We start from the raw sequence: 14,421 nt of genomic DNA on the forward strand, positions 1-14,421 counted from the left end.
CCAGCGCTGCGCTGGGGCGGCAGTGGCTCGCGGCGCCCTCGGTGGCACGGTATACTGGCCGGCTCGCGAAACACCGCCCGGAGTACTGCATGTTCGAGAATCTCAGTGAACGCCTTGGCGCCTCCCTGCGTTCCCTGTCTGGCCAGAGCCAGCTGACCGAAGACAACATCCGCGACACCCTGCGTGAAGTCCGCAAGGCGCTGCTGGAAGCGGATGTGGCGCTGCCGGTGGTGAAGGATTTCACCGAGCAGGTGAAGGAGCTGGCGCTTGGCCAGGAGGTGCTGTCCAGCCTCAATCCGGGCCAGGCGTTCGTGAAGATCGTTCACGATCAGCTGGTCGCGACCATGGGCGAGGCCAACGTGGGGTTGAACCTGGCCAGCAAGCCGCCAGTGATCATTCTGATGGCGGGCCTGCAAGGGGCGGGTAAAACCACCTCCGTGGCCAAGCTGTCGCGCCACCTGAAGGAGCGCGACAAGAAAAAGGTGATGGTGGTTTCTGCCGACGTTTATCGCCCGGCGGCGATCGAGCAGTTGAAAACGCTGGCCGGTGAGGTCGGCGTGGAGTTTTTCCCGTCTGCTGCCGAGCAGGACCCGGTGGATATCGCAAATGCCGCCCTGAGCGAGGCGAAACGCCGTTTCATGGACGTGCTGATCGTCGATACCGCCGGCCGGCTGGCGATCGATGAGCAGATGATGGGCGAGATCAAGCGTTTGCACGCGGCGATCAGCCCGGCCGAGACGCTGTTCGTGGTCGATGCCATGACTGGCCAGGATGCGGCCAATACCGCCGCCGCCTTCAACGAAGCGCTGCCACTCACCGGGGTGGTGCTGACCAAGGCAGACGGTGATTCCCGCGGTGGTGCAGCGCTGTCGGTGCGCGCCATCACCGGCAAGCCGATCAAGTTCATCGGTATCGGTGAGAAAACCGATGCGCTCGAGCTGTTCCATCCTGAGCGGATCGCCTCACGGATTCTCGGCATGGGCGACGTGCTGTCGCTGGTGGAGGAAGCCGAGCGCAAGCTGGACAAGAGCAAAGCCGAAAAAATCGCCAGAAAGTTCAAGAAAGGCAAGGCGATGGATTTCGAGGATCTGAAGGATCAGTTCCAGCAGATGCGCAACATGGGCGGCATGGCTTCGCTGCTGGACAAGCTGCCTGGCATGGGCGGCCTGGCCAAGATGACCGAAGATCAGGCAGCGATGAAACAGTTCAAGCACATGGAAGCGCTGATCGATTCCATGACGCCGAACGAGCGCCGCAACCCGGATCTCATCAAAGGCTCGCGCAAACGCCGTATCGCGGCTGGTGCCGGCCTTGAGATCCAGGATCTGAACCGGCTCATCAAGCAGCAGAAGATGATGGGCAAGATGATGAAGAAGATGAAAGGCAAGGGCGGCATGCAGCAGATGATGCGCGGCATGGGCGGAATGATGGGCGGCAACGGCCCCGGCGGCATGGGCGGCGGCGGTGGGTTGCCACCCGGTTTCCCCGGCCTGTGAGCCTTATCCGCGGCGAGACAGCCGCGAAGCAGTAAAAAGCCCTTTCAAAGTCACCCCGAGGCCGCTACAATCTGCGGCCTTTCGGGGTCCGACTCAACGGATCCAGGCAGCCTGATGCCGTGTGGCGCGGGGCCTGAAGCGGATTTACAAGGTAGAGAAGCCGTATGGTAACCATTCGTCTGGCCCGTGGTGGGTCGAAAAAACGTCCGTTCTACCACGTTGTGGTCACGGACAGCCGTAACGCGCGGGATGGCCGCTTTATCGAGCGTCTGGGTTATTTCAACCCGATCGCCCGTGGTGGCGAAGTGCGCCTGAACCTGAACCAGGAGCGCTTGCAGCACTGGGTCAGCAACGGTGCCGGCACCTCCGAGCGTGTGCGTACGCTGATCAAGGAGCACAGCAAGCAGTCTGCCTGATGCGTGCTGGTGAAGGCATGTTGCCTGATGAAGATGCCTTGGTCATAGGCCGCGTTGTCGCGGCCTATGGCATTAAAGGCTGGGTGAAGGTGCAGTCCTTCACAGACCCGAAAGAGAACATTTTTCTCTACCAGCCCTGGTACCTGCGTGGTCCGGATGGCTGGGAGAGCGTTCGTCTGACAAAAGGCCGCCCGCAAGGGAAGGGTCTGGTGGCCAGCATTGATGGCTGCGCCGACCGGACACAGGCGGAAACCACCCAGGTGGGGCGTGATATCGCTGTTCCGAAAGGAGTGATTCCGCCGGCCGGGGAAGATGAGATTTACTGGCGCGACCTGATCGGCCTGCGGGTGAAGCTACCCGATGGCCGCGATCTTGGAGAGTTGCGACAAATGTTTGAAACCGGCGCCAATGATGTGGCCGTGGTGCAGGGCGACGCGCAGAGCATGGACCGGCGCGAACGGCTGATTCCCTGGCTGCCGGAGCAGGTCATCAGCGATATCGACCTTGCGGCAGGTACGCTGGTGGCGGATTGGGACCCGGAGTTCTGAGCCGGTGCACTGTAGCGGGTAACGACGCGAGGCGCAGATGAAAGTCGCGGTGCTGACGCTGTTCCCGGAGATGCTACAGGCGCTGACTGGCCATGGCATTACCCGGCGTGCCGTCGAGGCGGGTCTGTTGTCGGTGACCGCGGTGAACCCGCGTGATTACACCACCGACCGGCACCGCACCGTGGATGATCGTCCCTTCGGGGGCGGCCCCGGCATGCTGATGAAAGTGGAGCCGCTGCTGGTTGCCCTGAAAGCAGCACGCGAGCAGTTGCCCGGCCCGGCGAAGGTGATCTATCTGACACCGCAGGGCAGGCGGCTGGATCAGCAGGCAGTGGAACGGCTGGCGAGCGAGCCGGCCATGATCCTGATCGCAGGCCGCTACGAAGGCATCGACGAGCGGGTTGTGGAAACGGAAGTGGATGAGCAGTGGTCGATCGGTGACTACGTGCTCAGTGGCGGGGAGCTGCCGGCGATGGTGTTGATCGACGCCATGGCACGCAGGCTGCCCGGAGTCCTGGGGCATCAGGATTCGGCAGAGCAGGATTCCTTCAGCGGTGAGCTGACGAACTTGCTGGACTGCCCGCACTATACACGCCCGGAAGAGATAGCCGGGCAGCGTGTACCGGATGTGTTGTTGAGTGGTCACCACGAGGCGATCCGCCGCTGGCGACTGAAGCAGGCCCTGGGCCGCACCTGGCAACGACGACCGGATCTGCTTGAGGCAAGGCAGCTATCGCCGGGCCTGAGCAGCGAGGAACAGGACCTGCTGGCGGAATACATTCGCGAGCACAGTGAACAGAGCAGCAACGACCGGACCTAGCGCCGGCTATTACAGTAACAGGAGCAGGCAGTCATGAGCGGCAATAAACCTCTGGTGCAGAGCATCGAGCAGGCACAACTGAAGACCGACGTGCCGGAATTTGCACCGGGCGATACCGTCACCGTGCAGGTAAAGGTGAAAGAAGGTACCCGTGAGCGTCTGCAGGCGTTTCAGGGCGTAGTGATCGCCAAGCGCAATCGTGGCTTGAACTCCGCTTTCACCGTGCGCAAGGTATCTCATGGCGTAGGTGTAGAGCGTGTGTTCCAGCTGCACAGCCCGCTGGTTGCCGGCATCACTGTCGAGCGCCGTGGTGATGTACGCCGTGCGAAACTGTACTTCCTGCGTGATCGCTCGGGTAAATCCGCGCGGATCAAGGAAAAGGTTCGCTCCGCGAACTGATTGCCAAGGCGCTGCCGCTGCAGGCAGGCGCTGAACGGCAGGAAGCAAGTGGCAGACAGCAAGAAAGAAAGGGGCTACCTGTGGGCGGCCCCTTTTTTTTTGGTTCATCGCGGATTGTCTGGAAAAGCGGCTTTGATGCTGAGAAAGAAACAGCCGTTATCCAGATAGCCCTGGCCTGCGTTTGATCGCCTTGATGGTGTTGTTGGTGCCCTTGACGATGCTGGTGCTCAGCGGCCCGGTTCGGGGGAAGATTGCATGCCCCGGCCCGGAGGTTTCGGGTGATTGATGAAACAACGGGTTTAGCGCGCCCGGCAGGCGTTCGTGCGGCGGCGTGCGGCATTGGGGTACAAGTCGTGAGGGTGGCGCGCGCTGAGGCTATCTGCAATGGCTGCACTGCCCGGATCGTCCTGGTGTTCACTGGCGGGTTGCCGGCCAGTGCCGGATCAGCCCCATGGAACCTGGCTGTATGACGCATCAGGCGAAAGGAAAGAAAGGAAAGTGCGGGAAAGGTGCGGAGAGCGTGCGGGCCGCCTCGGGCGGCCCGCTGGTTCGCCGGCAAATTCAGGCGTTACGAATGCCGCGATAGAGCGCCAGCAGAATAATGGCACCCAGCACTGCGGTGATGATGCTGGCAAGGCTCAGGCCCCCGACCACACCACCGACGCCGAGCAACTGGCCCAGCCAGCCTCCCACAAAGGCGCCGGCAATGCCGATCAGAATAGTCACAATTGCGCCGCCGGGGTCTTTGCCCGGCATGATCCAGCGTGCCAGCAGGCCAGCGATCAGCCCCAGAATGATCCATGTCAGAATTCCCATGACAATGCTCCCTGTGTGATGGTTCCTGCGGATTATGGCCACGAACTCGCAGGCTTTGCTGTTATGTTTGGTAAATTCCGGCGCTGGCGGGCGGGCTGTGCGGCTGTCATCATTCAACTCATGACCGAATCGACCCTGCCGCCGCCCCCGACCGAGGCCGATCAGCGCCTGATCGACGCCTGGCTGGATGCCGTGTGGATGGAAAAAGGCCTCAGCGAGCACAGCCTGAGCAGCTATCGCCGTGATCTGACGCAGTTCGCCGGCTGGTTGCACAGCATGCGCGGGATCGAGCTTGCGCGCTGCCGGCGCGAGGACGTGTATGAATATCTGAGCTGGCAATACCTGCGCGGCATCAAGGGGCGCTCCGTCGCCCGTCAGCTATCGGCGTTACGCGGCTGCTTTCGATGGCTGCTGCGAGAGGGGCATGCAAGCGACGATCCGACGTTGCAGGTCGAGCAGCCGAAGAGTACTCATCCGCTGCCGGCAACGCTGACCGAAGCCGATGTCGAGGCGTTGCTGGCGGCACCGGATACCGCCACCCCCTTGGGGCTGCGTGATCGTGCCATGCTCGAGGTGCTGTATGCTGCCGGCCTGCGTGTGTCCGAACTGGTCGGGCTGACCATGCATCAGATCAGCTTGCGCCAGGGGCTGGTACGCATCATCGGCAAAGGCGACAAGGAGCGCCTGGTGCCCTTGGGAGAAGAGGCGCTGGCCTGGGTGGCAAGGTATCTGCGCGAGGGTCGGGCGCTGCTGCTGGGCACGGCGAGCAGCGAGATGCTGTTCCCCGGCCGTGGCGGCGCCATGATGACCCGACAAACATTCTGGTATCGCCTGAAGCAGGTGGCCGTGCAGGCGGGTATCAGCAAGCCGCTGTCGCCGCATACACTGCGTCATGCCTTCGCCACGCATCTGCTCAATCATGGCGCTGATCTGCGTGTCGTGCAGTTGCTGCTCGGGCACAGTAACCTGTCCACCACGCAGATCTACACCCATGTGGCGCAGCACCGTCTCAAGCGCCTGCATGCAGAGCATCACCCTCGGGCAGGAAACCTGATGACAGATGTGGCGTCTGACAATGCATGACCAAGCATGACCGATACAGCACCGGCTCATCACGGGCCGCCAACGGAGAAGTTTGATGAAAGCAGCCTGGAGCGCGGCCGCCGTCGCCATCCTGTTCACCCTGCCGGCTCTTGCCAGCGACGAGGTAAAAAAGCGCATCGAGCAAAGCCTGGGCGCTACCGGCCAACCCGTGCAAGTGACGGCGGTGGAGGCATCCCCCATCAAGGGGCTGCTGGAGGTAGAGCTGAATGGCGCAGAGCGCCTGCTGGCCTCGGAAGATGGCCGTTACCTGATTGCCGGCGAGCTGTTCGAGCTGGGCGAGCGTGGGCCGGTCAGTGTGACCGACAGGCGCCTTGAGGGCGAGCGGCAGAAAGCGTTTGCCGATTTTGATATGGCGCAGACGGTGACTTTCAAGGCACCTTCGGAAAAAGCCGAAGTGATGGTATTTACCGACCCATCCTGCGGCTATTGCCGGCGCCTGCACGAGGAGATCGACGAGATCAATGCAGCTGGCATCACCGTGCATTACCTCGCCTTTCCCCGCGCCAACGTGGGGTCGCCTACCGGCCAGCTGATGGAGCAGGTCTGGTGTGCCAAGGATCGTCAGACCGCCATGACAGAATCCAAGCGCACGGGCAGTATCACTGAGAAGCCCCCTGCCTGCGATAATCCGGTGGCGGAACAGTACGCGCTCGGTGGGCGCCTCGGCGTGCGCGGCACCCCGGCGGTATTTTCCATGCAGGGCAAGCAACTCGGCGGCTATCTGCCACCGACGAAGCTGGCCGAAGCGCTTGGTTTGCGGTGATTCTCCTTACCAGCACACTGCAGGAGAGCTGAATATGAGCAATGTCGTACCGAGAATGACCAACCTGTTCCTGCAGCTGGGCCTGGACGCCAGCGAGCAGGGGATTGCGGAGTTTATCCGCAACCACCAGCTGCCGGCCGATATGTCGCTGGCCGATGCACCCTACTGGAATGATGCCCAGCGCCAGTTTCTGGTGGAGCAGGTCAAGGCAGACGCCGCTTGGGCAATTGTGGTCGACCAACTCAGTGAATCACTCCATGAAGATGCTGTGAAGGCCAGCCAGACACAGCCGTAACCAGTATGCGGTTGCCCGCAGTGAGGACGGCTGTCAGCCGCACACGGCGCCGGATTGACGGCGTGCGGGTGCACAAGTAAGGTGGCGGCCTCCCTGCGTCAGAACAGCGTGCGCACTGCGCCGCTGGCGCCAAACACCGTCTCGGGTACTTGTCGTGGCAGCTGTATTCCAGCGAATCCGCGCTTGCCGCCTTGCGCTTTGTTGCGTGGCGGCCCGGCGGCGCGGGGCGGGCGTGCCAGCCAGTATGGCAAGCATGACAAGGCGCGACGTTTCGGATTGCATGGTGACACCACAATCGTGACACAACGAGAGGATGAGAAGTGAAGCCTGTAAAGGTCGGCATTGCGGGTCTGGGTACGGTGGGTAGCGGCACGGTGAATGTGCTGCAACGCAACGCACAGGAAATTGCCCGGCGTATCGGCCGGCCGATCGAGATTGCCCATATTGGCGCACGGCGGCCTAATCCGGCCTGTAATATCGAAGGCATCCGCGTGTCCGCGGACGTGTTCGAACTGGCCCGTGACCCCGAGCTGGATATTCTTGTCGAGCTGATCGGCGGTACCACCACGGCGCGTGAGCTGGTGCTGGCGGCAATTGATAACGGCAAGCATATCGTGACTGCCAACAAGGCGCTGATCGCCGAGCACGGCAACGCGATTTTCCGGGCGGCGCACGAGCGCGGTGTGGATGTGGCGTTCGAAGCCTCCGTGGCAGGCGGCATTCCGATTCTCAAGGCGCTGGGCGAGGGCCTGGCGGCGAACCAGATCAAATGGGTGGCCGGCATTATCAACGGCACCGGCAACTTCATTCTCACGGAAATGCGCGACAAGGGCCGCGATTTCGCCTCGGTGCTGAAAGAAGCGCAAGCGCTGGGCTACGCCGAAGCCGATCCGACCTTTGACGTGGAAGGCATTGATGCGGCCCACAAGCTCACCATCCTGGCGTCGATCGCGTTCGGCATTCCCTTGCAGTTCAGCAAGGTGTACACCGAGGGCATCAGCCAGATCACCGCTGAGGACATCAAGGCGGCAGATTACTTCGGTTATTGTGTCAAGCACCTGGGCATCGCCAAGGATACCGGCAACGGTGTGGAGCTGCGCGTGCACCCGACGCTGATCCCCAAGGAAGTATTGCTGGCCTCCGTGAACGGTGTCATGAATGCCGTGATGGTGGATGGCGATGCCGTTGGCCCGACGCTGTTTTACGGCGCGGGTGCTGGCAGCGAGCCGACCGCCTCGGCGGTGGTGGCGGATGTGATCGAGCTGGGCCGCGCACTGACCATCGATCATGACGAGCGCGTGCCGTACCTGGGCTTTCATGCCGAAGCGATGTCGGAAGTGCCGGTGCTGAGCATGGACGAGGTGGAGTGCTCGTTTTATGTGCGCCTGCATGTGCTTGATCGCCCCGGCGTGCTGGCGGATATCACCCGCATCCTCAGCAACAAGGGCATCAGCATCGAAGCGATGTACCAGAAGGATGTCGAGGGTCAGGAGCACGTTTCCGTGGTGCTGATGACCCATACCGTCAAGGGCGTGGCCATGCGTGAGGCGCTGGCCGAAATTGGCGCCCTTGATGCGGTGCGTGACGATATCATGCGTATCCGGGTCGAGACACTGGACGCCTGACACAGCTGAAACATACACCAGACAAGACAGAAAGCGGGAAGGCCCGCTTTCTCAAAGACAGAGAGTCCGTTATGCCATTTCGTGAACGCTATACAGGCCTGATCAACCGCTACCGGGAGTACCTGCCGGTGAGCGACAGCACCCCCTCGGTCAGCCTGGGCGAAGGTGACACACCGCTGATCCGGCTACAGAACATTCCGCGCCTGCTGGGCAAGGATATAGACATCTACGTCAAATACGAAGGGCTGAACCCGACCGGCTCGTTCAAGGATCGTGGCATGACCATGGCGGTCACCAAGGCTGTGGAAGAGGGCAGCACAGCGATCATCTGCGCCTCCACCGGCAATACCTCGGCGGCGGCAGCAGCCTACGCGGCACGCGCCGGCATCACCGCATTCGTGTTGATCCCCGAAGGCAAGATCGCCATGGGCAAGTTGGCGCAGGCGATGATGTACGGTGCCGTCATCATGCAGATTCGCGGCAACTTCGATGCCGGCATGCAGCTGGTGAAAGATATCGCCGGCGAGGCGCCCGTGACGATCGTGAATTCGGTCAACCCGTATCGGCTGCAAGGCCAGAAAACGGCCGCTTTCGAAATTGTCGAAGAACTCAACCGGGCGCCGGATTTCCACTGCCTGCCGGTGGGCAACGCCGGCAACATCACCGCGCACTGGATGGGTTACAGCGAATACCAGCGTGCCGGCATCGTTAGCAGCGCGCCGAAAATGGTGGGCTACCAGGCGGCCGGTTCCGCGCCTTTCCTGCGTGGTGCGCCGGTCGAGAACCCGGAAACCGTGGCCACCGCCATCCGTATCGGCAACCCGCAATCCTGGGACAAAGCCTGGGCATTGCAGAAAGAATCCGGCGGCTGGTTTGATGAGCTGAGCGACGCGGAAATCCTCGACGCGCAAAAACTGCTGGCAGAAAAAGAAGGCGTATTCTGCGAGCCGGCCTCTGCTGCTTCCATTGGTGGTGCCATGCGTGATATCCGCAGCGGCAAGATTCCGGAAGGCTCGACCATCGTCTGCACTCTCACTGGCAACGGCCTGAAGGACCCGGACACAGCCATCGAGCAGTGCCAGGCAGCCCGTATGGTCACCATTGATGCGGAACTGAACGCTGTGAAACAGGCGATCCTCTCGCACATGTAAACCTGCCCTGTCTTACGATACCGCCGGCATCCGCCGGCGGTATTGTCCTGCCCAACGAGAAACGTGAGAAGCGTCCATGGCCCGTCCCCTTTCCGATTCCGATAGCGTGTTCCAGAGCTATGGCCGTTGCTGTGCACGGGAACAGTTCTTCGAAGATTTCTATCGTATTTTCATGGGCCGCTCAGACGCGGTGCGGCAGATGTTCACTAATACCGACATGGCCGAGCAGCGGCGCCTGCTGCGCGCCGGTATTTCCTGGCTGGTGATGTATTCCCGTGGCGCACCGGGCGGCAAGCTGCGTGATCTGGGCAAGACCCATGATCGCGAAGGCTACAATGTGCCACCGGCACTTTATGCGGTGTGGCTGGATGCGTTGATGGAAACCGTGCAGTTGCACGATCCGGAATATACCAGCGAACTGGATCGCCAGTGGCGGGCCGTGCTTAACCCCGGTATTGATCTGATCCGCGACGCTTATTGAGTGTGTCGGAGAAGATGTCGGAGCACGGCGGTACTTGAGGTAATGGACGTTACCGCAAGTATCGAGAGCGCCGCAGGATTTTCGCGCATGGCAGAGCGCTCCCGTTGTATGTAGCCGCCACATCCCGGCGTGCTGCCGAAGCAGCGCAGCCCGGCGCCTGCCGTGCTTCAAGTAAAGTGGGCAAACAGGGCGGCGTTCATTGAGTAGGCAAGCACTGTGTGGCCCAGGGCCGCGAGGCTTTGTCCGTCACCCGCCACCCCCGTGCCGCCCCCGTGCCGCCCCGACTGCACTCAGTGCCTCTACTGTTCCAAGGCGCCCTCTCGCGCCATTCAATCCGGTAAAACAGCCGCCATGATCCATGACGATCGTCCCGAATCGGGCGCTTTATTGTGCCGAGACGAAAGATGACTGCGAGGAGAGGCGCGCCTGTATTGCTGGCCATGCGGACAGTCCATATACTGACCGTAAGATCAGTGGTGGGTGAACATCATGGAAATCATCGCCAAGCTCGCCATTCTGGCTGATGCGGCAAAATACGATGCCTCCTGCGCCAGCAGTGGTGCGCCGAAACGCAGCTCCCGCAACAAGGCGGGCATCGGCAGCACCAATGGTGCCGGTATCTGCCACAGTTACACCCCCGATGGCCGCTGCGTCTCGCTGCTGAAAATCCTGCTCACCAACTTCTGCCTGTACGACTGCCAGTATTGTGTCAGCCGGCGTAGCAACGATGTGCCGCGTGCTCGGTTCACGCCTGCAGAAGTGGTGCGCCTGACACTGGATTTTTATCAGCGCAATTACGTCAGCGGCCTGTTTCTCAGCTCGGGCATTATCCGCTCGGCGGATTACACCATGGAACAGCTGGTGGAAGTGGCGCGGTTGCTGCGGGAGGAACACCAGTTTCGCGGTTATATCCACCTCAAGACGATCCCTGATGCCGACCCGCAGCTGATTGCCGCAGCTGGTCGCTATGCCGATCGGCTGAGCGTGAATATCGAGCTGCCCTCGAACAGCGCATTGCAGCGTCTGGCACCGGAGAAGAGCATCGCCGGCATCCAGGCTGCGATGGGCGTCATCCGTGATGGCCGCAAGGCCGTGCAGGAGCAGCCGGCGCGCGGCCGCGCCAAAGCGCCGCGCTTTGCACCCTCCGGGCAAAGTACCCAGTTGATCGTCGGCGCCGAGCCGAGCAGTGACAAAGTGATCCTCACGCGAGCACAGCATCTGTACCAGAACTTCGGGCTTCGGCGCGTGTACTACTCGGCTTTTACACCAATCCCCAAAAGCCCGCCGCTGGTGCCGCTGCAAGCGCCACCGCTGTTGCGTGAGCACCGCTTGTATCAGGCCGATTTCCTGATGCGGGGCTACGGCTTCCAGGCCGAGGAACTGCTGCACAGCAGTGAAGAGGATTTACCGCTGGATATCGATCCCAAGCTGGGGTGGGCACTGCGGCACCGGGAGCAGTTTCCGGTGGATATCAACCGCGCTTCGCAGCAAATGATAGCGCGCGTGCCCGGCATCGGTTTGCGGTCGGCACAGCGTATCGTGGCGTTGCGGCAGGTGCGTGCAGTACGGCTGGAGGATCTGCGCCGGCTACGCTGCGCACTGGAAAAAGCCAGGCCATTCATCATCACACGGGATTACCGGCCCCGGCAGGACAGCGCGTCCGTGGTGCTGCGGCAGCGTCTGAGCCTCTCCGCCCAGCAGCTGTCGTTATGGGGTTAGCCAACATGTATGTGCTCGATTGTCAGGATGATTTTGAGCAATGGCGGGAGCAGGCGCGCATAGCACTGCAACGCTCGCTGCTGCCCGGCGAGGTGTGCTGGCAGGCCGAGGCCGCGCCCGATCTGTTTGGCGCGCAGAGCGCTGTGCTGGCGCCATTGCCGGAGCCGGCGCCTGCCTTGCTGGTGCCGGCCAGGGCGGTGGACATGCTGGCGCTCGCGGCCCGTTTTCGCGCCCCGGGGCGCTGGGATTTTCTCTATAAAGTGTTGTGGCGGCTGAATGCGGGCGAGCGGCAGGCAATCATGGCCGGCGATCCTGATGGCGCAATATTGCAGAAAAGAATCAAGGCCGTGCGTAGGGAAATGCACCACTTGCATGCCTTCCTGCGGTTTCGCAAGAGCACCGTTGCCGAGCTGGACTGGGTGGCCTGGCACGAGCCGGCACATGACATCCTTGATCTGGCCAGCAGCCATTTTGCCGAGCGGCTCGGGCAGCAGCGCTGGGTCATCGCGACACCGCAGGACGGCGTCTTTTACGACGGCGAGGCGCTGCATTACGCCCGGCCCTGCCCAGAGCCGTGGCGCGCCGTGGCAAAAGGAGTGCGCGACGATGAGAGCCTGTGGGCGACCTATTACCGACATATCTTCAATCCGGCCCGGCTTAATCGAGAGGCGATGCAAGGTCACATGCCCCGGCGCTTCTGGGCGCAGCTCGAAGAAGGGCGGCTTATCCCCGAATTGATCAGTGAAGCGCAGCGCGGCAGCCGGCGCAGCGGCCAGCGTGAATCGGTGGCCAGCTTGCCCGGCAAGCAGATTCCGGCACGGCTGGTGCGCAAGCCGTGAGCGCTATTGGCTTGAAAAGAAGCATTTTTTGATCACCGGGGGCTATCACAACGGCGGCAGCGCACCCTGGCATTGTCTTGCAAAGCGCCGAGGTGGGAGATGGGGGCAAGGTAGGATATCCGCCGTTGATTTCGTACCAGGCATCATTGCCAGCCCCGGCCTTGTCGTCGGGGGCTAGCGTGATGCTCACAGCGCGCAAGATCGTGGCGATGTTTTTGTCGAAGCAGCGCAGTTCGGCGGGCGGCTGAAGACTGGCAAGCCAGCGTAATACGCTCATCGCTACACACGGATGTTGGGATAGCAGTTATCAAGGAGGAAACAACATGAGCAAACGCAAGGTATCCACATCGGTGTCCGCAGCGCCGTCGGCGCTGCTGGGCGACATTCAGGCACTGATCGAGGCATCACGCCAGCGCGCAGCTTCAGCGGTCAACGCGGAGCTGACCCTGCTGTTCTGGCGCATCGGACAGCGCATTCATACGGAAGTGCTGGCCGGGCAGCGGGCCGGGTACGGCGAAGAAATACTGCCGACGCTGGCCACGCAGCTTTCCCAGGACTATGGGCGTGGATTCGGAGAGAAAAACCTGCGCCGGATGGTCAAATTCGCCGTCACTTTCCCGGATGAGCCAATTGTCGCGACACTGTCGCGACAATTGAGCTGGTCGCACTTCGTCCTGCTGCTGGCCCTCAAGGAGCCGGTGCAACGGGACTATTATGCGCAAATGGCCGGCGCTGAGCGCTGGAGCGTACGGACACTGCGCGAGCGCATCAATTCGATGCTCTATGAGCGCACGGTGCTGTCCAGAAAGCCCGAGGAAACCATCGCACAGGAGTTGTCGACACTGCGCGACGTGCAGCGCATGTCACCCGCGCTGGTCATGCGTGACCCGTATATCCTCGATTTCCTGGGGCTGCAGGATAGCTGGCAGGAAAGCGACCTGGAGGCCGCCATCATCCGCGAAATGGAATCCTTCCTGCTGGAGCTGGGCGCGGGCTTTTCCTTCCTGGCTCGGCAAAAGCGCATCCAGATTGACGACGAGGATTTTTATCTCGATCTGTTGTTCTACAACCGCAAGTTACGGCGGCTGGTTGCAGTGGAATTGAAGATCGGCGAATTCAAGGCGGCCGACAAGGGGCAGATGGAGCTTTATCTTCGCTGGCTGGACAAGCATGAACGTGAACCGGGCGAAGCTGCACCCGTCGGGATCATTCTATGCACCGGCAAGAAGCGTGAGCAAGTCGAACTGCTGGAGCTGGATAAATCCGGTATTCATGTGGCCGAGTACCTGACTTCGCTGCCGCCGCGTGCGGTGCTGGTGGAACGGTTGCAGCAAGCGACACAACGCGCGCAACAGCAGATCGAGCAGCGGCCGCGAAATGACGAAAACGGAGAATAGCTTTCGTATATCCCGGCATAGCGCCGCCGGGCTCGCAGGCAGCCCGGTGCTGACTACAGCTCCGGGCAATGCCGCCTGAGAACCGGATCATAATCATGTCGCCGTCCATTTTCTGATTGTTGCCGGAGAAGGAAGCACGAATTTTGAGGAAGAAATACTTCTGATCCCGATAGCCGGCTAAACGGCCCAGCGTCGCTATCGTCTTCCTGTCCAGCAGGGTTCGCTCAAAAAAAACCTGGGATCCGGGATAAAGAGTGAGAATGCACTCCTGAAGACTTCTGGCAATCGAGGATGAAGCCCTTTTTTCGTTTTTTAAATGCCGAGCGGAGGCGAGCAGTGGTTACCACATTCTAGCCCGCGGTTTTTGTGGCGTTTATGGGTTGAAAGTCAGGAGCCCGTTACATGGCAAGGCCGGCTGCGATTCTTTTTTTCGGTAAACACTGTGCTGCGCAAGTACGGCGCTTTTTTCGCAAACACGCCGCTTTCTCGCAAGGTGTCGCTTTCTGGCAGATATCCCGCGCCGTTTCTCCGGCCGGCGTGCTGCCCGGCCCG

Annotated in this window: 15 protein-coding genes; 14 read left to right on the forward strand and 1 reads right to left on the reverse strand. The window is 61.4% G+C overall.

What is annotated here, in order from left to right; all coding sequences use genetic code 11:
- The first annotated feature begins 89 nt into the window (after nt 1–89).
- The 5 genes from ffh to rplS all read left to right on the forward strand — a co-directional run bounded on the left by ffh (nt 90) and on the right by rplS (nt 3,679).
- On the forward strand, nt 90–1,496 hold the full coding sequence (gene ffh / locus MU846_RS08920) for a signal recognition particle protein (RefSeq protein ID WP_246951827.1): 1,407 nt from the start codon (nt 90–92) through the stop codon (nt 1,494–1,496).
- 164 nt (nt 1,497–1,660) lie between these two features.
- Nucleotides 1,661–1,912, forward strand: coding sequence for a 30S ribosomal protein S16 (gene rpsP, locus MU846_RS08925; protein ID WP_246951828.1), 252 nt, complete (start codon nt 1,661–1,663; stop codon nt 1,910–1,912).
- Nucleotides 1,912–2,460 carry a ribosome maturation factor RimM gene (rimM, locus tag MU846_RS08930; protein WP_246951831.1) on the forward strand — a complete coding sequence of 183 codons (549 nt, stop codon included), beginning with the start codon at nt 1,912–1,914 and terminating at the stop codon, nt 2,458–2,460. The genes rpsP and rimM overlap by 1 nt, the downstream gene beginning before the upstream one ends.
- Before the next feature lie 37 nt (nt 2,461–2,497).
- Nucleotides 2,498–3,280 carry a tRNA (guanosine(37)-N1)-methyltransferase TrmD gene (gene trmD / locus MU846_RS08935; RefSeq protein WP_246951833.1) on the forward strand — a complete coding sequence of 261 codons (783 nt, stop codon included), beginning with the start codon at nt 2,498–2,500 and terminating at the stop codon, nt 3,278–3,280.
- Nucleotides 3,281–3,313: 33 nt separating this feature from the next.
- Complete coding sequence (rplS, locus tag MU846_RS08940) at nt 3,314–3,679, forward strand: 50S ribosomal protein L19 (RefSeq protein ID WP_246951835.1); 366 nt, start codon at nt 3,314–3,316, stop codon at nt 3,677–3,679.
- A 561-nt stretch (nt 3,680–4,240) separates the two neighbouring features.
- Here rplS and MU846_RS08945 read toward each other — a convergent pair.
- Nucleotides 4,241–4,495, reverse strand: a complete 255-nt coding sequence (locus MU846_RS08945; protein ID WP_246951837.1) for a GlsB/YeaQ/YmgE family stress response membrane protein — start codon at nt 4,493–4,495, stop codon at nt 4,241–4,243.
- Nucleotides 4,496–4,615: 120 nt separating this feature from the next.
- Between MU846_RS08945 and xerD the strand changes: the two genes are divergently transcribed.
- The 9 genes from xerD (at nt 4,616) to MU846_RS08990 (ending at nt 13,869) form a co-directional block, all read left to right on the forward strand.
- Complete coding sequence (gene xerD / locus MU846_RS08950; protein ID WP_246951839.1) at nt 4,616–5,578, forward strand: site-specific tyrosine recombinase XerD; 963 nt, start codon at nt 4,616–4,618, stop codon at nt 5,576–5,578.
- A 55-nt stretch (nt 5,579–5,633) separates the two neighbouring features.
- Entirely contained in the window at nt 5,634–6,362 is a 729-nt protein-coding gene (locus MU846_RS08955) for a DsbC family protein (RefSeq protein ID WP_246951841.1), read from the forward strand.
- Nucleotides 6,363–6,396: 34 nt separating this feature from the next.
- Nucleotides 6,397–6,657 (forward strand): DUF2789 domain-containing protein, encoded by a 261-nt coding sequence (locus tag MU846_RS08960; protein WP_246951843.1) that lies wholly within the window; start codon nt 6,397–6,399, stop codon nt 6,655–6,657.
- A 320-nt stretch (nt 6,658–6,977) separates the two neighbouring features.
- Nucleotides 6,978–8,282, forward strand: a complete 1,305-nt coding sequence (locus MU846_RS08965) for a homoserine dehydrogenase (protein WP_246951845.1) — start codon at nt 6,978–6,980, stop codon at nt 8,280–8,282.
- 71 nt (nt 8,283–8,353) lie between these two features.
- Nucleotides 8,354–9,433 (forward strand): threonine synthase, encoded by a 1,080-nt coding sequence (thrC, locus tag MU846_RS08970; RefSeq protein WP_246951847.1) that lies wholly within the window; start codon nt 8,354–8,356, stop codon nt 9,431–9,433.
- Nucleotides 9,434–9,509: 76 nt separating this feature from the next.
- On the forward strand, nt 9,510–9,914 hold the full coding sequence (locus MU846_RS08975; protein WP_246951849.1) for a globin: 405 nt from the start codon (nt 9,510–9,512) through the stop codon (nt 9,912–9,914).
- Between the two features lie 489 nt (nt 9,915–10,403).
- Nucleotides 10,404–11,633 carry a putative DNA modification/repair radical SAM protein gene (locus MU846_RS08980; RefSeq protein ID WP_246951852.1) on the forward strand — a complete coding sequence of 410 codons (1,230 nt, stop codon included), beginning with the start codon at nt 10,404–10,406 and terminating at the stop codon, nt 11,631–11,633.
- A complete protein-coding gene (locus MU846_RS08985) occupies nt 11,624–12,472 on the forward strand; it encodes a TIGR03915 family putative DNA repair protein (RefSeq protein WP_246951854.1) in 849 nt (282 codons plus the stop codon). Before MU846_RS08980 ends, MU846_RS08985 begins: the two co-directional genes overlap by 10 nt.
- Before the next feature lie 323 nt (nt 12,473–12,795).
- Nucleotides 12,796–13,869, forward strand: coding sequence for a PDDEXK nuclease domain-containing protein (locus tag MU846_RS08990; RefSeq protein WP_246951856.1), 1,074 nt, complete (start codon nt 12,796–12,798; stop codon nt 13,867–13,869).
- Nucleotides 13,870–14,421 lie beyond the last annotated feature (552 nt).

It is taken from the genome of Alcanivorax quisquiliarum (genome assembly GCF_023051175.1).
Lineage (GTDB): Bacteria > Pseudomonadota > Gammaproteobacteria > Pseudomonadales > Alcanivoracaceae > Isoalcanivorax > Isoalcanivorax quisquiliarum.